The sequence below is a fragment of the Halorubrum lacusprofundi ATCC 49239 genome (genome assembly GCF_000022205.1).
Taxonomy (GTDB): domain Archaea; phylum Halobacteriota; class Halobacteria; order Halobacteriales; family Haloferacaceae; genus Halorubrum; species Halorubrum lacusprofundi.
Genome location: NC_012029.1, coordinates 1,300,486 through 1,320,206 on the forward strand (window position 1 = coordinate 1,300,486; position 19,721 = coordinate 1,320,206).

The 19,721-nt window shown below is 68.1% G+C and carries 16 protein-coding genes; 11 read left to right on the forward strand and 5 right to left on the reverse strand.

Annotated features, from left to right (window positions below):
- Positions 1–49: 49 nt before the first annotated feature.
- Entirely contained in the window at positions 50–706 is a 657-nt protein-coding gene (locus HLAC_RS06395) for a nucleotide exchange factor GrpE (protein WP_015910025.1), read from the forward strand.
- A gap of 15 nt (positions 707–721) precedes the next feature.
- On the opposite strand, the gene surE is transcribed toward HLAC_RS06395, so the two are convergent.
- The gene (gene surE, locus HLAC_RS06400) at positions 722–1,537 is read right to left on the reverse strand and encodes a 5'/3'-nucleotidase SurE (RefSeq protein ID WP_015910026.1); all 816 of its coding nucleotides are present in this window, start codon (positions 1,535–1,537) and stop codon (positions 722–724) included.
- A gap of 126 nt (positions 1,538–1,663) precedes the next feature.
- On the opposite strand from surE, the gene HLAC_RS06405 reads away from it, so the two are divergent.
- Complete coding sequence (locus tag HLAC_RS06405) at positions 1,664–2,020, forward strand: DUF5798 family protein (protein ID WP_015910027.1); 357 nt, start codon at positions 1,664–1,666, stop codon at positions 2,018–2,020.
- A gap of 16 nt (positions 2,021–2,036) precedes the next feature.
- Here HLAC_RS06405 and HLAC_RS06410 read toward each other — a convergent pair whose 3' ends face one another.
- Both HLAC_RS06410 and purD read right to left on the reverse strand, forming a co-directional pair.
- Complete coding sequence (locus HLAC_RS06410) at positions 2,037–2,621, reverse strand: acyltransferase (protein WP_015910028.1); 585 nt, start codon at positions 2,619–2,621, stop codon at positions 2,037–2,039.
- A 48-nt stretch (positions 2,622–2,669) separates the two neighbouring features.
- Entirely contained in the window at positions 2,670–3,953 is a 1,284-nt protein-coding gene (purD, locus tag HLAC_RS06415; RefSeq protein ID WP_015910029.1) for a phosphoribosylamine--glycine ligase, read from the reverse strand.
- Between the two features lie 130 nt (positions 3,954–4,083).
- Here purD and HLAC_RS06420 point away from each other — a divergent pair, with 130 nt between their 5' ends.
- From HLAC_RS06420 to HLAC_RS06430, 3 genes are all read left to right on the forward strand, one after another.
- Positions 4,084–6,318, forward strand: coding sequence for a thioredoxin domain-containing protein (locus HLAC_RS06420; protein ID WP_015910030.1), 2,235 nt, complete (start codon positions 4,084–4,086; stop codon positions 6,316–6,318).
- Between the two features lie 70 nt (positions 6,319–6,388).
- Positions 6,389–7,696: an HAD hydrolase family protein gene (locus HLAC_RS06425; protein ID WP_015910031.1), complete on the forward strand. Its 1,308-nt coding sequence runs from the start codon at positions 6,389–6,391 to the stop codon at positions 7,694–7,696.
- Positions 7,697–7,737: 41 nt separating this feature from the next.
- Positions 7,738–8,847 (forward strand): geranylgeranyl reductase family protein, encoded by a 1,110-nt coding sequence (locus HLAC_RS06430; protein WP_015910032.1) that lies wholly within the window; start codon positions 7,738–7,740, stop codon positions 8,845–8,847.
- 19 nt (positions 8,848–8,866) lie between these two features.
- Here HLAC_RS06430 and HLAC_RS06435 read toward each other — a convergent pair whose 3' ends face one another.
- Complete coding sequence (locus tag HLAC_RS06435; protein ID WP_015910033.1) at positions 8,867–9,334, reverse strand: TRAM domain-containing protein; 468 nt, start codon at positions 9,332–9,334, stop codon at positions 8,867–8,869.
- A gap of 130 nt (positions 9,335–9,464) precedes the next feature.
- Here HLAC_RS06435 and HLAC_RS06440 point away from each other — a divergent pair, with 130 nt between their 5' ends.
- On the forward strand, positions 9,465–10,703 hold the full coding sequence (locus tag HLAC_RS06440; protein WP_015910034.1) for a mandelate racemase/muconate lactonizing enzyme family protein: 1,239 nt from the start codon (positions 9,465–9,467) through the stop codon (positions 10,701–10,703).
- Between the two features lie 126 nt (positions 10,704–10,829).
- On the opposite strand, the gene HLAC_RS06445 is transcribed toward HLAC_RS06440, so the two are convergent.
- Positions 10,830–11,558, reverse strand: a complete 729-nt coding sequence (locus HLAC_RS06445; RefSeq protein WP_015910035.1) for a DUF7537 family lipoprotein — start codon at positions 11,556–11,558, stop codon at positions 10,830–10,832.
- Between the two features lie 193 nt (positions 11,559–11,751).
- Between HLAC_RS06445 and HLAC_RS06450 the strand changes: the two genes are divergently transcribed.
- From HLAC_RS06450 to acs (HLAC_RS06470), 5 genes are all read left to right on the forward strand, one after another.
- Positions 11,752–12,102 carry a DUF2209 family protein gene (locus HLAC_RS06450; RefSeq protein ID WP_079892116.1) on the forward strand — a complete coding sequence of 117 codons (351 nt, stop codon included), beginning with the start codon at positions 11,752–11,754 and terminating at the stop codon, positions 12,100–12,102.
- Entirely contained in the window at positions 12,099–13,448 is a 1,350-nt protein-coding gene (hflX, locus tag HLAC_RS06455) for a GTPase HflX (RefSeq protein ID WP_015910037.1), read from the forward strand. Before HLAC_RS06450 ends, hflX begins: the two co-directional genes overlap by 4 nt.
- Positions 13,449–13,510: 62 nt before the next feature.
- Positions 13,511–15,469: an acetate--CoA ligase gene (acs, locus tag HLAC_RS06460; protein WP_015910038.1), complete on the forward strand. Its 1,959-nt coding sequence runs from the start codon at positions 13,511–13,513 to the stop codon at positions 15,467–15,469.
- A 261-nt stretch (positions 15,470–15,730) separates the two neighbouring features.
- The gene (locus HLAC_RS06465; RefSeq protein WP_015910039.1) at positions 15,731–17,527 is read left to right on the forward strand and encodes a bacterio-opsin activator domain-containing protein; all 1,797 of its coding nucleotides are present in this window, start codon (positions 15,731–15,733) and stop codon (positions 17,525–17,527) included.
- A gap of 109 nt (positions 17,528–17,636) precedes the next feature.
- Entirely contained in the window at positions 17,637–19,631 is a 1,995-nt protein-coding gene (acs, locus tag HLAC_RS06470; RefSeq protein WP_015910040.1) for an acetate--CoA ligase, read from the forward strand.
- The last annotated feature ends 90 nt before the right edge of the window (positions 19,632–19,721 follow it).

A 19,721-nucleotide genomic window follows, 5' to 3' on the forward strand; every position in this document is an offset into this window, starting at 1 on the left:
CCCGTTACGTTCTGCAACGCTTATGCACGCCGAACGACTTCGATCGGACATGAGCGACGACGACGCCGTCGACGTCGAGGTCGAATCCCCCGACGCCGCCGCCGACGCGGCGAGGACGAACGGCACCGCGGACGCGGCTGCCGAGGAAGCGAGCAGTGACGCCCGCGCCGACGGTGAGGCGCTGGCCGCCGCCGTCGCCGAGCACGACGAGGCCCTTGCTCGGGAGGTCGCGGCGCTGGAAGCCGATTTCGCCGAGACGCGCGACGAACTGCTCGCGGCCGAGGAAGAGGTCGAGGAGCTGACGAGCAAGCTCGCCCGCGTGAAGGCGGACTTCAGCAACTACAAGCAGCGCGCCAAGCGGAAGCAGGACGAGATCCGCGAGCGCGCCTCGGAGGCGCTCGTCGAGCGCATCACACCGGTCCGCAACGACCTCCTCCGCGCGCTCGATCAGGAGGAGGGAAGCGATCTCCGCCCCGGCGTCGAATCGACGCTGGAGAAGTTCGACGAGGTGCTCGCCGACGAGGGCGTCGAGGCCATCGATCCCGAACCCGGCGAGGAAGTCGATCCCGCCCGCCATCAGGTAATGTTGCGGGTCGAAAGCGACCAGCCCTCGGGGACTGTTCACGAGGTGTACGAGCCCGGCTACGAGATGGGCGATCGCGTGGTCAGCGAGGCGAAGGTCACCGTCAGCGCCGACGAGGAGTAGTCTCGGAGCAGTTAGTCATCGAACGTTCTCGGTCACGCGTCCGTACGCCGCCGCCAGCTCGTCGAGCCCCGCGTCTGGCTCGGCCGCGTGCGGCACCGACAGCGGGGAGACGGAGACTTCCCCATCGATGACCGCCCGGCGATCGGTGCCGACCGAGTCGGGCACATCGCCCTCGTTCATTTTTCCCCAGATCGGGTCGGAGAAGCTCACGCGACCGTTTCCGTCGTGTGCCGCCTCCATCCCGTACCATGTCGAGGGCGCGGTGACGCGCATCGGCGCTGGGGTGTCGCGCTCTCCGTCCGGATTCGCGATCGGGGCGTTAACGTTGAGGTAGTCGGCGCGGTCGAACGCCCCCGACGCGGTCGCCTCCGCGACGAGGTACCGGGTCGCGCGGGTCGCGTTCGCGAACTCCGCCGGCTCCAGCTTCCGCTTCCACCAGTCTTCCCCGCCCGGGACGTACATCGAGGTCGCCACCGCGGGCACGTCGAAGAAGGCCGCCTCGACCGCGGCGGAGACGGTCCCGGATCGCCCGAGCGTGTACGCGCCGAGGTTCGCCCCCTTGTTACAGCCCGCGACCACGACGTCGGCGTCCGGGACCAGCGCGTCGAGCCCCGCGACGACGCAGTCGACCGGAGTGCCGTCGACGGCGTAGCCGAGCTCGTGGTCCGCGATATCGACGCCGTCCGAGAGCGCGCGCCCGGCCGACGATCGGTCGCCGGTCGGTGCGACCGTCACCACGTCGTAGTCGGCCGAAAGCCCGTCGTAGAGCGCTCTAAGTCCGACGGCGTCGATCCCGTCGTCGTTCGTCAACAGGACGCGCTCGACGCTCATACCGTTACCTCGGGCGGTTCGGCCAAAAGTCCACCGTCCCGCTTAGGCGCCGGGAAATGCCAAGGAGACCGCGAGCTCACCGCGCCGAACGGAAAAGCCCACGTATCTCGAACCCAATCGCCCGATATGGGATTCGGGGACACGGCGAAGAAGATCCAGACGCTCGCCGACAAGGCCGAGCGAACGTACCAGAAGATAAACGAGCTCCGCAGCGAGGTCGAGGAGACGCAGACGACCGTCCTCGACACCTCCGAGCGGATACAGAAGCTGGAAAACGAGATGGCCGAACAGCGGGCCGTTCTCGACGCGGTCGCGACCGAAGTCGGCGTCGACTTAGAGAGCGTGAGCACCGAGGCGCACATCACCGACGCCGAGGAAGTGACCACGTCCGAGGGAGGCGACGCCGGGGACGTGAGTGGTACCGAGAACGCGGGAGGCGCCGCCGAAAGCGACGGCGGCGAGTCCGCGGACGCCGGAAAGTAAGTCCGAGACGGCCGGATTAGTCGTTGTCTTCTCTCCGTTCTTCGCGCTCTGCATCCGCCTGCGAGACGACCTCGGCCGGCACGCCGGCGACCGTCGTCCCGGGCGGCACGTCCTCGGCGACGAGCGAATTCGCGGCGACGCGGGCGCCCTCGCCGACCGTGACGCCCGGGAGGACGATCGCGCCCGCGCCGATCATCGCGCGGTCCTCGACGACCACGTCGCCGAGGCGGTACTCGTCTTGGAGGAACTCGTGGCAAAGCAGCGTGGCGTCGTAGCCGATGATGGCGTCATCTTCGACCGTGATCCGCTCGGGCCAGAACACGTCCGGGGTCGACTCCAACCCCCACGCGACGCCGGCGCCGACGGTGACGCCGATCCGGCGCAACAGCCAGTTTTTCAGTCGGAGGCTCGGGCAGATCCGCGCGAGCACGATCACGACGTAGTTGCGGACGACCGCGAGCGGTGACTTCGCGTTGGGCCACGACCACAGGGAGTTGCGTGGCCCGGGCGTCGGGTGGCGCTCCAGCCGGTCGCCGCGGTGGCCGTCGCTCTCCGTGGCGTCAGTCTCCGCGGCGCCGAGACGCTCGTCCTCGTGAGTCACGGGAGAGCGTTCGGGCGGCTCCGGTAAAAGTATCGCTGACGGCGCGAGCTACTTTCGGATCTCGGCCATGTGCTCGATCCGCCGCTCGACGAGGTCGGCCGTCCCGATGTCGTGACGGATGCGGACGCGGTCGCCGGCGGCGGCGAGCGCGTCCTCGGCCTCAGCCTCTGCGGCCGCGATGGAGTCGCCGCGACCGACGACCGCGAACGCCCGAGAGGTGGTGGTGTAGAGCCCGTCGTCGCGCTCGTCGACGCTGGCGTAGTAGAGGAGCGCGTCGCCGACGCTCTCCTCGTCGACCGCGATCTTCGCACCCGCGTCGGGGTCGGTCGGGTACCCCTCCGGCACCGCGTACTTACAGACCGTCGCCTCGCCGGTGAAGGAGAGTTTGGGGAGGTCGTTTCCGTCACGCGCGGCCGTGAGCACGTCGATGAAGGGCGTCTCCAAGACCGGGAGCGTGTTCATCGCCTCCGGGTCGCCGAAGCGCGCGTTGAACTCGACGACTTTCGGGCCCTCGGCGGTGAGCATGAACTGGCCGTAGAGGACGCCCTTGTAGTCGGGGAGCGCGTCGACGACTGCCTCCAGCACGTCGACGGCGTCGTCGTAGTCGCCCTCGGCCATGAACGGCAGCGAGAGGCCGGTGTCGGTGTACGAGCCCATCCCGCCGGTGTTCGGTCCCTCGTCGCCCTCGTAGGCGCGCTTGTGGTCCTGCACTGCGGGGGTCGTGCGGAGGTCGCCGTTCGCGACGAACGCCTGCACCGTGAACTCCTCGCCGACGAGCCGCTCTTCCAACACGACCCGGTCGTAGTCGGAATCGCGGAGGTACGTCTTGGCCTCCTCGGCAGTCACCTGATCGCCGATCACCTTCACGCCCTTGCCGCCGGTGAGCCCGGCCGGCTTCACCGCGAGGTCGCCGTCGTACGCGTCGATGTGGTCGCAGGCGGCCTCGATGTCGTCGAACACCGCGTAGTCCGGACAGCCGGGGATGTCGGCCTCGTCCATGAACTCGCGCTGGTACGCCTTGTCCGTCTCTAAGCGCGCCTCCTCGGCCTGCGGGCCGAAGGCGTACACGCCGGCCTCGTCGAGCGCGTCGGCGACGCCCGCCGCGAGCGCGGATTCCGGTCCGATCACAGCCAGATCAGCGCCGACCGCGGTCGCGTAGTCGGCGACCGCCTCGGCGTCGGTCTCATCGATCGTCTCGAACCCGTCTGCGAGTCGGCGGATTCCCGGGTTTCGGTTGCTCGCGCAGGCGTACAGCGCGCAGTCGTCGGCGACGGCGCGGGCGATCGCGTGTTCGCGCCCGCCGCCCCCGACCAAGAGTACGGTCTCCGTCATGTGCGACCGATCACTACACGGTAGTGTAAGCTTTACTCTCTATCTGCACAGAGATGAACACGTTCGTGGACACATGCGGCGGCCGTCGCTCGTGTGACGGGTTTTTGCCGCACCGGATCGAATCGGGCGTATGTCACAGCCGACCGAGCGGAACCGCCTCGACGGGGAGGCGAGTCCGTACCTCCAACAGCACGCCGACAACCCCGTTAACTGGCAGCCGTGGGGCGAGGAGGCCTTCGAGCGCGCCCGCGAACACGACGTGCCGGTGTTCGTCTCGATCGGCTACTCCTCGTGTCACTGGTGTCACGTGATGGCCGAGGAGAGCTTCGAGGACGAGTCGATCGCCGCCGTACTCAACGAGAAGTTCGTCCCCGTGAAGGTCGACAGAGAGGAGCGGCCCGACGTCGACAGCACCTTCATGACCGTCTCACAGCTCGTCACGGGCGGGGGCGGGTGGCCCCTGTCGGCGTGGTGTACGCCGAAGGGGAAGCCGTTCTATGTGGGGACCTACTTCCCGCCGGAGCCGCGCCGGAACCAGCCGGGGTTCCGCGACCTCTGTGAGCGCATCGCCGACTCGTGGGCAGATCCGGAGCAGCGCGAGGAGATGAAGCGGCGCGCCGACCAGTGGACGACGAGCGCCCGCGACGAGCTGGAGTCGGTGCCGGAGCCGGACGCTGCTGGCGACGCGAGCGGTACGGGCGGCGCGGGCCCCCCGGGCCCCGACCTCCTTGACGAGGCCGCGGCCGCGGCGATCCGCGGATACGACGACGAGTACGGTGGGTTCGGAAGCGGGGGCGCGAAGTTCCCGATGCCCGGTCGGATCGACGTCCTCCTGCGGGCGTACGCGCGGAGCGGCGGCGACGCCGCCCTCACGGCCGCAACGGGTACCCTCGACGGGATGGCCCGCGGCGGGATGTACGACCAGATCGGCGGGGGGTTCCACCGGTACGCGGTCGACCGCCAGTGGACGGTCCCGCACTTCGAGAAGATGCTGTACGACAACGCGGAGCTTCCGATGGCGTACCTCGACGGCTATCGGTTGACGGGCGACGCTTCGTACGCCCGCGTCGCGAGCGAGACACTCGGATTTCTCGACCGCGAACTCCGCCACGACGACGGCGGATTCTTCAGCACGCTCGACGCTCGGAGCCGACCGCCCGAGAACAGGCGGGGGAACGCGGGATCCGACGAGAGCGACGACGCCGACGACGTCGCCGACGTCGAGGGCGCGTTCTACGTCTGGACGCCCGCCGAGGTCGACGCGGTCCTCGACGAACCCGCGGCGTCGCTCGCGAAGGACCGGTACGGGATCCGCTCGGGGGGGAACTTCGAGCGCGGGACGACCGTCCCCACGATCGCGGCGTCGATCGCGGAGCTCGCCGATGAGCACGACATGTCGACGGAAGCGGTCCGAGAAGCCCTGACGGCGGCCCGCGTCGCGCTCTTCGAGGCGCGCGAGTCGCGGCCGCGCCCCGCTCGCGACGAGAAGGTGCTCGCGTCGTGGAACGGTCGAGCGATCTCCGCGTTCGCCACCGCCGGGCAAGTCCTCGGCGAGCCGTACGCCGACATCGCGAGCGACGCGCTCTCGTTCTGCCGCGAGCGCCTGTACGACGAGGAGACCGAGACCCTCGCGCGGCGCTGGCTCGACGGCGACGTGCGCGGGCCGGGCTACCTCGACGACCACGCGTTCCTCGCGCGCGGCGCGCTCGACGTGTACTCGGTCACCGGCGACCCGGAGGCGCTCGGATTCGCGCTCGATCTGGCGGCGACGGTCGTTTCGGACTTCTACGACGAAGCGGACGGGACGATCTACTTCACGCGGGATCCGGACGGAAACGCCGGTCACGGCGGCGACGATACCCTCTTCGCCCGGCCGCAGGAGTTCACCGACCAGTCGACCCCGTCGAGCCTCGGCGTGGCGGCGGAGACGCTCGCGCTCCTCGACGGCTTCCGGACCGACCGCGAGTTCGCCGAGGTCGCAGAGACGGTCGTGACGACCCACGCGGACCGGATCCGCGCGAGCCCGCTGGAACACGTCTCGCTCGTGCGCGCCGCCGACCGCGTCGCCTCCGGCGGGATCGAAGTGACCATCGCCGTCGACGCAGTGCCGGACGCGTGGCGCGAGACGCTCGGGGAGCGCTACCTGCCGGGCGCGCTCGTCGCCCCGCGCCCCCCGACCGAAGACGGGCTGGCGGCGTGGCTCGACCGACTTGATATGGACGAAGCGCCGCCGATTTGGGCCGACCGCGACGCGGTCGACGGCGAGCCGACCGCCTACGTCTGTGAGGGGCGCACGTGCTCGCCGCCGGAGACCGACCTCGACGCGGCGCTGGAGTGGCTGGCGGCGCGGCGCAGATCTGAGTAGCGACGCCGGAACGTCCATCGTTCGAGCGGGAGGCGGCACGTTTTACGCACCTCGGTTCGGAGGGGCGATCATGGAGCGGCACGATCTTCTCTATCGCTTATACGACGAGTTCGACGTGGAGACCCTCCGAGAGTACCAGTCGCTCGTGGACCTGTTCCCGCCGGTCGACTCGCGGGTAGCGCTGGAACACTGGGAGGACGCCGGCGAAGAGCTCGCTCGGCTGAAACGCGAGATTCGCGAAGCGCTGCCCGCGGGCGCCACCTTCGCGGAGGTCGCGGCCTACGCTGACCGCGAGGCGGCGTTCACTGCGCTCGATCTGCACGCGCGCTACGACCGCGCCGTCAACGCCCTCGTGTTGGACGTCGACGAGACGCTCCGGTCCGCGGGCGGCACGGACAACGAGATCCCCCGCGAGACGCTCCACATGCTGACGGAGCTGCACGACGCCGGCGTGCCGATCGTTATCTGCACCGGTCAGACGCTGGAGAATGTGAAGGGGTTCATGATCCAGGGGCTCGGCAACGAACTCGTCCACTCCGGGCGCTTCTCGATCGTCTACGAGGCCGGCAACGGCGTGTTCACGGCCGGGCACGGATCGCGCACGAAGTGCCTGCTGTACGAGGACCTCGACGAGGCGGTCCGGGGGGTCTTCGGCGCGGTGCGGTCGCGCGTGCTCCCCGATGCGCCCGAGAACGTCCGACGCGGCTGTCACCTTCAGGGCAACGAGTTCAACGTCACCCTGAAGCCGAACTTCGAGACCGGCGGCGCGGACGCCGAGGCCGTGATCGACGACGGGCTCATCCACCTGATCGACCTGCTCGGCGAGGTGGTCGTCGATCGGATCGCTGAGGACCTCGACCCGAGTGACTTCGACACTGAGGGCGACGCGACCAACGCCGACCTCGCGGACCGCGGCGCGGCGTGGGCGCGCGCTCATTACGCGGCGGCCGACCCCGAGATCCGAGAGGTGATCGAGGCGACCGCGGTCGATAACCCGATCGACGACCCGGCCGAAATCGAGGACGTGCCGGAACCGGTCGCCGCGCTGTTCGACCGGATAGACGTCGGTTACTACCGCGCGGACGCCGCGGAGATCAGCTCGCTAGAGTTAGACAAGGTTGCAGGCGTCGAGGCGGCGCTCGACGTGCTCGATGTGCGGGATCCGTTCCTACTCGTGATGGGCGACAGCAAGTCTGATCTCCGCGTGATGGAGTGGGCTGCCGAGCACGACGCGGGGATCGCCGCGGCGCCGGAACACGCCTCTGCGGACGTGCTCTCGCACGTACTCGACCGCGACGAACTGGTGTTTGGCAGGGGCCAATCCGCGACAATACTTCGGACGGTCTACGTCCTCAACCTGCTGGCTCAACTGGAGTAAGTCACATCGTAATTATAAGTCCCCGTCACGACGCTGCGCCCATGCATGATTTCGTCGTCGTGGGCGCGGGGCCGCCGGGGTCGCGGTTCGCCCGCCGCGCGGCCGCGGCCGGTCGCGATGTCGTCGTTTTCGAGAAGGGGTCGATCGGGACCCCGCTGGCCTGCTCCGGACACGTCTCGGACGACGTATGGGAGTACGTCCCGGACGACGCCCGCGACGAACTCCTCCAGAACCGGGTGTACGGCGCGCGCTTCCACGTCGGTGGCCCCGGGTCGAAGGCGTACCCGTTTTATAAGTCCGAGCCCGTCTCGAACGTGATCGACCGCGTCGGACTCGATCGCACTCTCGCCGACTGCGCGCGTGAGGCCGGCGCCGATGTCCGAGAGAACCACACGGTCGTCGGCGTCGACGAGCGTGACGACCGGGTCGTCGTCGAGGTCCGGACGCCCGCGGGCGACGTGGAGACGGTCGAGGCGCGCATGGTCGCCGGCTGCGACGGCCCCACGTCGCGCGTCCGACGGTCGCTCGGTCTCCCGGAGCCGGACGAACTGCTCCACGGTGTGCTCGCGTTCGACGAGGCTCCCGACGACGGCGACCTCGTCGACGTCCACCTCACCGCGCCGACGTTCTTCGCGTGGCGGATCCCCCGCGGTGACGCCGGCGTGGAGTACGGGCTCGCGGCGCCGCCGAGCGACGACGTGTCCGCGATGTTCGACCGGCTCACCGACGCGTACGACGTGACGACCGACCACTTCTGCTCCGGAGCGATCCCCGTCGGTCCGCCGGAGCGCGTGACGACGGACCGGGCATTTCTCATCGGCGACGCCGCCGCGCAGACGAAGCCGTTCACCGGCGGGGGGATCCTCTACGGGATGACCGCGGCCGACGTGGCGGCCGAGGTGATCGACCCGAGGGATCCGGCGACGCTCGCCGACTACGAGTCGGGGTGGCGGGACGCAATCGGCACCGAAATCCGGCTCGGCTCGGCGATCCGCCGGTGTTACTCCCTCCCCGAGCCGGTCCAGCGGACCGGGCTGTGGGCACTATCCGGCGAGATCGGCGTCCACATGGACCGGCCGAGCTCCTTCTTCTCGCCGGCGCATCTCAAAAAACTGTTCTCGCGGAGCAACCGCGAGAATGCGCCGCGGTAGTCGGCGTCGGCAGGGAGAACTACTCCTCGACGATGTCCGCGAACGAGACGTTCTCGCGGACGCTGGTGATCTCGACGGTCGGCTCGTCGCCCGGCTGAGAGTCCGGAACGATGACGACGTACCCTCGCTCGATCTTCGCGATCCCGTCGCCCTTGTCGCCGAGCGTCTCGATCGTCACTTCCCGTACGTCGCCCTCGGAGACCGGCGGGCCGGACGCTACGGGGTCGTTCGTCGGCCGCGTCGTCGTCGACGTGGGGGTCCCGCCGGTACCGTTACCGGCGACGGTTCGGTCCGCGGCGCCGTCGGTCGCGACGGTCGCGCCGTCGCCGTCCCCCTCGCGTTTGATAAGCGCCACGCGGTACGACTCGCCCGCCTCGATCGTCCCGTGTTCGATCTCCGTGGCGGGGATCTGAACGACGTGCTCGTCGCCGCGCTCCTCGATAGTCCCGGTAAACAGACACTTCAGCGAATCCGTGAGTTCGACCATACTGACAGTAATGAGTACGCCAATGAAAAACTCCCTATTTGTGCAGCGGCGAACCGAAGCATTCCCACCGCTGCGAACCCCTCCCCAGAAGAACATAAACGTTTACCCTGTTCCGAATGAATCGGGAGCCATGAGCCGAAACTACGAGTCGCTCCACGATCCGAACGCGGAGTACACGATGCGAGAACTCTCCGCCGAGACGATGGGAACAACGGGCTCGCGCGGCGGCGGGCGCGACGTCGAGATCACGGACGTGCAGACGACGATGGTCGACGGGAACTTCCCGTGGACGCTGGTTCGCGTGTACACGGACGCGGGCGTCGTGGGTACCGGCGAGGCGTACTGGGGCGCCGGCGTGCCGGAGCTCATCGAGCGCATGAAGCCGTTCGTGATCGGCGAGAACCCGCTCGACATCGACCGGCTGTACGAACACCTCATCCAGAAGATGTCGGGCGAGGGCTCCGTCGAGGGCGTCACTGTCACCGCGATCTCCGGGATCGAGGTGGCGCTGCACGACGTGGCCGGCAAGATCCTCGACGTGCCCGCCTACCAGCTGCTCGGTGGCAAGTACCGCGACAAGATGCGCGTCTACTGCGACTGCCACACCGAGGAGGAGGCTGACCCCGAGGCGTGCGCCGACGAGGCCGAGCGCGTCGTCGACGAACTCGGCTACGACGCCCTGAAGTTCGACCTCGACGTGCCGAGCGGCTTCGAGAAGGACCGCGCGAACCGCCACCTGCGCCCCGGTGAGATCCGCCACAAGGCGGAGATCGTCGAGACGGTCACCGAGCGCGTGAAGGACAAGGCCGACGTGGCCTTCGACTGCCACTGGACGTTCTCGGGCGGCTCCGCGAAGCGCCTCGCGGACGCCATCGAGGAGTACGACGTGTGGTGGCTCGAAGACCCCGTGCCGCCGGAGAACCTCGAAGTGCAGGAGGAAGTGACGAAGAACACGGTCACGCCGATCGCGGTCGGCGAGAACCGCTACCGCGTCACGGAGCTTCGCCGCCTCATCGAGAATCAGGCGGTCGACATCGTCGCGCCCGACCTGCCGAAGGTCGGCGGGATGCGCGAAACCCGCAAGATCGCGGACGTGGCGAACCAGTACTACGTCCCGGTCGCGATGCACAACGTCGCCTCCCCGATCGCGACGATGGCGGCGACCCACGTCGGCGCCGCGATCCCGAACTCGCTCGCGATCGAGTACCATTCCTACGAGCTCGGCTGGTGGGAGGACCTCGTCGAGGAGGACGTCATCGAGGACGGCTACATCGAGGTGCCGGAGAAGCCCGGTATCGGCCTCACACTCGACATGGACACCGTCGAGGAGCATATGGTCGAAGGCGAGACGCTGTTCGATCCGGCGTAAGCCGGAGCGAGCTCGATAGACGAGCGCAGCGAGTCTATCGGTGTTTGACGAGGCGTAAGCCGAAGTCAAGCGCGGAAATCGAAGATTTCCGCAGTTCGACGAAGCGTAGCGTCGCTTCGTCGGGCGCTACTCCTCGGGCATCCACGCTGGCCGGGCCACCGTCGCGTTTCCGAACTCAGAAACGCCGTATCTCGTCTGCCGGGAGAACTCGTCGTTTCCTCTCGTGATGTTGAATTCCGCGATGTATCCCGTCTCAGTAACGACGACGTGCCCGGTCGCGTTATTGGCTGGAACGCGGATGGGGTCTCTGATGCCGGTCACGTTGTACCTGACAGCTGTCGTCCCCTCAACGGTGACCGTCTCAGTCGCGTTTACATCGAGTTCCAACAGGGGTCGTTGCAGCTGCAACCGCTCGTGCGAGGCGACGCGAGCTTGTGTCCAATTTTCGTCGGGATTCCGATTCAGCTCTCCCGTCGTTCGATCGTACTCGAACACGCCCTCGGCGCTGAAGTAGTAGTGAACGTCACTACCGAATAGCGTATCGCTCCATCGCACTGAGGCGGTGCCGGCATCGGTGTCTACCGTTCTCACTGTCGTGCGATTGCTGTCCTCGTCGGTTATGCTCAACCGACTTCTGCGGGAGGTGTTGTTCACTGTCTCATCGTGCGTTTGCAGCGCAACGGAGAGATCTGCGATCTCCTCCTGTGACCACCCCGATGGATACGAAAAATTCTCCACTGTCGGTTCGGGGGTCGGTTCCTGTTGGTCTGTGGCAGGCAACCCAGAACAGCCAGCCAAGAGGATGACAAGGGCCAGCGTTATCGCGGGGAGGGGGCCTCGGATCCGGCGGACCATACCAACACTGACTGGCGTCCGGTGAAGATGTTTGTGGCTACTCTCGCCGCGCAAGCGACGATGCCGACCACGGAAACGTTCAATTCGGCGGGTGGCCTACCGGGGCGTATGGAGGCGACAGCCACGAAACCGGAGCAGAGTCCCGATCGAACCGAGGTGGCAGGCGCCCGTCCCTGAGGTCGTCGGCGTCGACATCAGCGGCCGCCACGAGGAGGCGGGTGAGTACCTGATGGTCGCGGCCGCGGTCCACGCGCGGATCGACGCAACCCGAATCCGATCGGTCGAGGGGGTGGGCTTCGCCGCCGTGCGCGGAGGGCCGACCCTCGATGCGACCGTCGCACTCACGGCCGAGGCGGTCGGGAACCTCCCGGAGCCGCCGGACGGACCGATCGTCGCGGAGGGCGGTGAGTTCTACGAGGAGCCGGCCGGGCGAGTGGGACTGAGCTTCCAACCCGAGTTTAAATACGTCGAGAGCATAGGGGAACGCGAAACAGTGCAGGCAGCACACCACGCCGCGTACGCCGCTCGCGATCTCCTGTTATGACCGGGAGCGTCGAGGGGCGGGACACCGACACCGAGCCGACCGCCGCCGAGCGGCGCGCGGTCGTCGCCAAGCGCGTCGAGTCCGGATCCGCGGACTTGACGGAGATCACCCAACTCGCGGCCGCCGCGGGCTACGACGTGGTCGGCGAACTCACCCAGACTCGCACCGAGGACGCCGCGTTCATGTTCGGAGAAGGGAAGGTCGCGGAGCTCCGCGATCTGGTCCGCCGGACCGACGCCAACGCCGTGATCATCGACAACGACGTTGGGCCGTACCAGACGTTCAACATCGGCGGCGAGCTTCCCGAGGGCGTCGAGGTGATCGACCGGTTCGCGCTCATCCTCGAGATATTCGGACAGCGCGCCAACACCCGGAAGGCCCAGCTCCAAGTCGAACTCGCGGAGCTGCGGTACGAACTCCCGCGCGCCGAGGCGAAGGCGAGCCTCGCGAAGCGCGACGAGCGGCCCGGGTTCATGGGACTCGGCGAGTACGACGAGAGCGTCGAGCGCGACATCAAACGCCAGATATCGGAGATCCGCGACGAGCTGGCGTCGATCGCGGAGAAGGAGGAGGCGCGCCGCGAACAGCGCCGCGACTCAGGGTTCGATCTGGTCGCGCTCGCGGGCTACACCAACGCCGGCAAGTCGACGCTGATGCGGCGGCTCGCCGCCGAGATTGACGTCGACGAGAACGCCGAGCGCCACCCCGACCTCGACACGACCGCCGAGTCCCAAGACATGCTGTTCACCACTCTCGGGACGACCACCCGCCGGGCAGAGATGGAAAAGCGCGATGTCCTCCTCACCGACACGGTCGGATTCATCGCTGATCTCCCCCACTGGCTGGTGGAGTCGTTCGAGTCGACGCTCGATTCGGTGTACCGCGCCGACCTTGTACTACTCGTCGTCGACGCCAGCGAGCCCGTCGAAACAATGCGCGAGAAGCTCGTTACGAGCCACGACACCCTCTACGAGCGCAACGAGGCGCCGGTCGTCACCGTGTTCAACAAGGTCGACCGGCTGGCGCCGGGCGAGCTGGCGGACAAGCGCGCCGCGCTCTCGGGTGTCGCGCCAGATCCCGTCGCCGTTTCGGCAAAAACGAGCGCCGGCGTCGCGGAGCTCCGCGACCGCGTCGAGGCGGAGCTACCGGACTGGGAGCGCGAGCGGCTCGTCCTCCCCCTCTCCGACGACGCGATGAGCCTCGTCTCGTGGATCCACGACCACGGCCACGTCGAGGCGGAGACGTACGCGGACGATCAAGTCACCCTCGACTTCGAGGCGAAGCCGTCGATCGTGGCGCGCGCTCGGTCGAAAGCGGCCGGGCTCGCGCCCGCAGGGTCGACGTAGGCTCCTCCCGCACGCCGGAGTTTCGGACAAAGTATACGTTCCTTCGCTTGCGTGGTAGTATCATGGATTACGCCGGAGTTGACGGCCGGCGGACGAACGGGCTCGAAGACGGCGACGACGCCGTCGAGCCGCCGGCCGGGTTCAGCGATCGGGCCGTCGCCAGCGACGCGGGACTGTACGAGGCCTTCGCCGAGGAAGGACCTGAGGCGTGGCGCCGCGCCGCCGACCTGCTCGACTGGGAGCGTCCCTCCGAGACCGTCCTCGACGACAGCGATCCGCCCTTCTACGAGTGGTTTCCGGACGGGCGGCTCAACGCCGCGGCCAACTGCGTCGACCGCCACCTCGACGAGCGCCGGAACCAGCTCGCGATCCGCTGGTTCGGCAAGCGCGGAGAGCGCCGGTCGTACACCTATCTCGACCTCCACCGCGAAGTGAACGCGCTCGCGGCCGGCCTCCGCGATCTGGGGGTCGAAGAGGACGACGTGGTGACGCTGTACCTCCCGATGGTTCCCGAACTGCCGATCGCGATGCTGGCGTGTGCCCGGATCGGGGCGCCTCATAACGTCGTCTTCGCGGGGCTGTCGGCGGAGGCGCTCGCGACCCGGATCGACGCCGCCGACTCGGAGTACCTCGTCACCTGCGACGGCTACTATCGCCGTGAGGACGCGTTCAACCAGAAGTCGAAGGCGGACAACGCCCGACTCCGGGCCGACGTCGACCTGTCCGAGACGGTGGTCGTCGACCGGCTCGGCGACGCGCTCGACGTGCCGCTGGGCGACGACGAACACGAGTACGAGGCGATCGTGGACGCACACGACGGAGAGACCGTCGAGCCGGTCGCGCGCGACGCCACCGACCTCCTCTTCGTGATGTACACCTCCGGGACCACGGGTCGTCCGAAAGGCGTCGAGCACGCGACCGGGGGGTACCTCTCGCACGTCGCGTGGACGACCCGGAACGTGCTCGACGTGCGCCCCGACGACACCTACTGGTGTGCGGCCGACATCGGCTGGATCACGGGGCACTCCTACGGCGTGTACGGTCCCCTCTCCGTCGGGACCACGACCCTCCTCTACGAGGGGTCACCCGACTACCCCGACCGCGACCGCGTGTGGGACCTGATCGAGCGCAACGCCGTCAGCGTCTTTTACACCTCGCCGACCGCGATTCGCTCGTTTATGAAGTGGGGCGCGGAGTACCCCGAGGCCCACGACCTGTCGTCGATCCGCCTGTTGGGGACCGTCGGCGAGTCGATCACTCCGAAGGCGTGGCACTGGTACCGCAAGCACGTCGGCGGAGGCGAGGCGCCGATCGTCGACACGTGGTGGCAGACCGAGACGGGCGCCATCTCCCTCGCGACCCTGCCGGGGATCACGCCGATGAAACCCGGCAAGGTCGGCCCGCCGCTGCCGGGGATCGACGCGCGCGTCGTCGACGAGGACGGCGATCCGGTCGAGCCCGGCGAGCCGGGGTACCTCACGATCGCCGCTCCGTGGCCCGGCATGCTCCGCGGGCTCCGCGAGGGCGACGAGCGGTACCGCCGGGAGTACTGGCTGGAGGGCGACGACGGGTGGCGGTACCGCACCGGCGACGGCGCCACCGTCGACGAGGACGGCTACGTGACGATCCTCGGCCGCGTCGACGACGTGATCAACGTCCGGACGCACCGATTCAACACCGCGGAGCTGGAGTCAGCCATCGTCGGGGCCGACGGCGTCACCGAGGCCGCGGTCGTCGGCGACGACGACGGGAAGATCGTCGCGTACGTGACGACTCGGGGCGACATCGACCCCGATGAATCCCTCCGCGAGACGATCGGCGAGCGGCTGGCGCAGGCGGTCGGCGACGTGGCGCGCCCCGACCGGATCGTGTTCACCCCTGACCTCCCGAAGACGCGGTCCGGGAAGATCATGCGCCGCCTTCTGGAGGACATCGCGCGCGGTGACGAGTTTGGCGACGTGAGCGCCCTCCGCAACCCCGAGGTCGTCGGCGAGATCGAGTCGGCGGTTCGCGAGGAGTAATCACGAGCGCCTGTGGGACCACGTCGCGTGGGGCGTTGCCGAGACGGGGTGAGCCGGCCAGCACGATAGCGGACCTGCGTTCACAAGGGGATCCGGTGATAGATTTTCGCCTTCAAATACATCCCCGAAATCGATTCGTGGGTTTCGGGGGAAAGAATGATGGAGAGACGATGGCAAAGAAACGAAATCGAACTAATTGAGTCGGTTATAGCCTTTTCGGGGGAAAGATTTATTTCGTTTTTCTAAGTGTATACGAAACGAATGGTCGAGGGACTTGACGCCGAGGAGTATGAGGCGCTCGTGACCGGGGCGGAGACGTACCGCGCCGCGCTGGTCGTCCGTCTCGGCGGCGAGGCGGGGCTCCGAACTGGCGAGATTACGTGCGTCACCCCGGGACACCTCCGTGAGACGGAAGGCGACGCGGATCTCTCCCTCCTCGCGGTTCCATCGGACGACACGGAAGGGGAAACCAAAGCGGGCGACGATCCCGAGACGGAGGGCGCACCACGGGACCACAGCGGGATCGACCGCGAAACGGCGATTCCGGCGTCACTGGCAGCCGAGCTGCGGCGGTACGCAGAGAGCGCCGACCTCCGCGAGTCGGAGCCATTCGTCGACGTGTCGCCCCGCCGCGTCCAGATGATCGTGAGCGAGACCGCAGAGCACGCGGCCGCGCGGACCGACGGCCTCGTCGACCCCGACGTGACCCCGCGAGATCTCCGACGGACCTTCGCGCGACGACTCCTCGTCGACCGCGGCGTCGACCCCCACGCGGTTCGCGAGGCCGGCGGCTGGGAGACGATGGCGACGCTCGACGGTTACCTCGGGGCGCTCGACGGGGACGCAATCGCCGAGGCGATCGCCGGCGATCGGGCCGGGTCCTCGGACGGACCGGCGGCAGAATCTGCGCCCACCACCCTTGGCGGGTTCGAGGCGCTCGCCGACGGAGACGACCGGAAGACGCCCCTCGCGACGGTTCCCGGCGGCGTAGTTGAGGCCGATCGCTGGGCCGAGGCGTGGGTCGCCCGCGGGATGGGGGACCGAGACCGCGTCGAGATCGCGGGCGCGGCCGGGGCCGACCGAGAGACCCTCGTCGATCGCGGTGCGACCGCCGACGGTCCGTGTCGTGACGCGGTCGAGGCGGGAGAGCCGGTCGCGACCGAGGGATCGCCCGCGACCGCGGGTCGACCGGCGATCGCGGTTCCCGTTCGGTACCGCGACGTGACGCACGGCGCGCTGTGCGTCGTTGCCGGCGGAGAGCCGCCAGTCTCTCCCGTCTCGCCGGCCGAGCGCCGGGAGATCGCGGCGCTCGGCCGGTGCCTCGGGTGGGCCGTGACTGCGGGGCGCTGGCGCGACCTGCTCCACTCCGACGCGGTGACCGAGGTGGAGTTCCACACCGGCGACGAGGGTGCGTTCCTCTCCCGCGCGAGCGCGGCGCTCGGCTGTCGGATCGATCTGGCCTCGACGGTGGCGGTCGACGACGACGCCTCTCGCTTCTACCTCTCCGTCGAAGGGGCGCGCCCGCAGGCGCTGGCCGACGCAGTCGCGGGTGCGTCCGGCGTCTCGGATCTCCGCGTGATCGAGACCCGAGAAGACGGTTGCGACGTGTCCGTGCGCGTGGAGGGCGGGTCGGCGGTCCGAGCGCTCACCGAGCACGGCGCGACCGTTCGCGACGCGACCGCGGAGGACGGGCGGGTCAGGGTCGTCGCAGACCTTCCGGAAGGCGCCGATGTCCGCCCCGTCGCCGACGGGTTCCGGGCTACCTTCGCCGACGCGCGACTCGCGAGCAAGGAGTCTGTCGCGCGGCCGGCCCGTAGCGAGGACTCGTTGCGAGACGGAGTCGCGGAACGGTTCACCGACCGCCAGTGGGCCGCGCTGTCGGCTGCGTACCACGGCGGATATTTCGACTGGCCGCGCGGGAGCACCGCCGAGGAGGTCGCCGACGCCATGGACGTCTCCTCGCCGACGTTTCACAATCACCTCCGGAAGGCCCAACGCAGACTGCTCGACGAGCTCTTCGAGGACGGCCGGCGGGCCCGTCGCCTCGATCAGGGGTGAATTAGCCCAGAGCGATTGGAACCCTCCAAATCGCAGGCCAAATCTATCACGATTTTTCGTATTTAGCGCCAGCGTTTATATGGTGAGATCGGTTGGGTATGCCCGTACCATGACAGAGGGAGACGGTCAACTTGAAGCGAGATTAGCAGAGCAGGAGGTGTTCGAGCCGCCGGAGTCCTTCGTTGAGCAGGCGAACGTCTCGGATTCCGGCGTCTACGACGAGTTCGAGGAGAACTGGCCAGAGTGCTGGGAGGGGGCGGCTGACCTGCTCGACTGGGAATCCGACTACGACCAGGTGCTCGACGACAGCAACCCTCCCTTCTACGAGTGGTTCACGGGCGGCGAGCTGAACGCGTCGGCCAACTGCCTCGACCGACACCTCGACGACCGCGGCGACGAGGTCGCCATCGAGTGGATCGGTGAGCCCGTCGACGAGGACGACCGGTCGTACACCTACGCGGAGCTGCACCGCGAGGTAAACGAGTTCGCGGCCGCGCTCCGCGATCAGGGCGTCGAGGAGGACGACGTGGTGACGATGTACATGCCGATGATTCCGGAGCTGCCGATCGCGATGCTGGCGTGCGCCCGAATCGGCGCGCCCCACAGCGTCGTGTTCGCCGGATTCTCGGCGGACGCGCTCGCGACGCGGATGAACTCCGCGGAGTCGGAGTACCTCGTCACCTGCGACGGCTACTACCGCCGCGGCGATCCCCTCGACCACCTCGACAAGGCGAACCAAGGGCTCGCGGGCGTCGAGCACGACACGACCACGGTCGTCGTCGACCGGCTCGGCCCGAACGGCGACGACTTCGGCCACGACCTAGGCGACGATCAGATCGACTACGGCGACCTCGTCGCGGACCACGAGGGCGCCGAGGTCGACCCGGTCACGCGCGACGCCGAGGACATGCTGTTCCTGATGTACACCTCGGGAACGACCGGGAAGCCGAAGGGCGTGAAACACACGACCGGGGGCTATCTCTCGTGGGTATCGTGGACCTCGCAGTCGGTCCTCGATATCAAGCCGGATGACACGTACTTCTGTTCGGCCGACATCGGCTGGATCACGGGTCACTCGTACATCGTCTACGGGCCGCTCTCGCTCGGGACGACGACGATGATGTACGAGGGGACGCCCGATCACCCGGAGCGCGATCGCCTCTGGGAGATCGTCGACGAGTACGACGCGACCCAACTGTACACCGCACCCACCGCGATCCGCGCGTTCATGAAGTGGGGCGCGAAGTACCCCGACGCCCACGACCTCTCCTCGCTGCGGCTGCTCGGCACGGTCGGCGAGCCGATCAATCCGCGCGCGTGGAAGTGGTACTACAAGCACATCGGCGACGAGGAGTGCCCGATCGTCGACACGTGGTGGCAGACCGAGACCGGCGGGATGATGATCACGACGCTGCCCGGGATCAAGGATATGAAACCGGGCGCCGCGGGGCCGCCGCTCCCGGGCCTCGACGTACAGATCCTCGACACGCTCGGCGACGAGGTCGAGCCGGGGAAGGCCGGCTACCTCACGGTACAGAAACCGTGGCCCGGCATGCTCCGGACGCTGTACAACAACGACGAGCGCTACATCGACGAGTACTGGGCGGAGTACTCCGACACCGACAGCGACGATCCCGACGACTGGGTGTACTTCCCGGAGGACGGCGCCAAGATCGACGAGGACGGGTACATCACCGTTCTCGGCCGCGTCGACGACGTGCTCAACGTCTCGGGCCACCGGCTGGGGACGATGGAGATCGAGTCCGCCATCGTCGGCGTCGAGGGCGTCGCCGAGGCGGCCGTCGTCGGCGGCAACCACGACATCAAAGGTGAGGCCGTCTACGCGTACGTGACCACCGAGGACGGGTACGAGGGCAACGACGAGCTCCGCGACGCGATCATCACGGGCGTCGAAGACGCCATCGGCCCGATCGCCCGGCCGGAGCAGGTCGTGTTCACGCCCGACCTGCCGAAGACCCGATCCGGAAAGATCATGCGCCGCCTGCTTGAGAACATCGCCGACGGGGAAGAGCTGGGTAATACCAGCACGCTCCGGAACCCGGAGATCGTCGAAGAGATCCAGCAGAAGGCCAAGGGCGAGTAGCCGAACGGCGGCTCCGTTTTCGAGGTGCCAGACGAGAGACGAAGCGCGCGGCACCACGAATAAATATCACGATAAAATCGTACAAATATA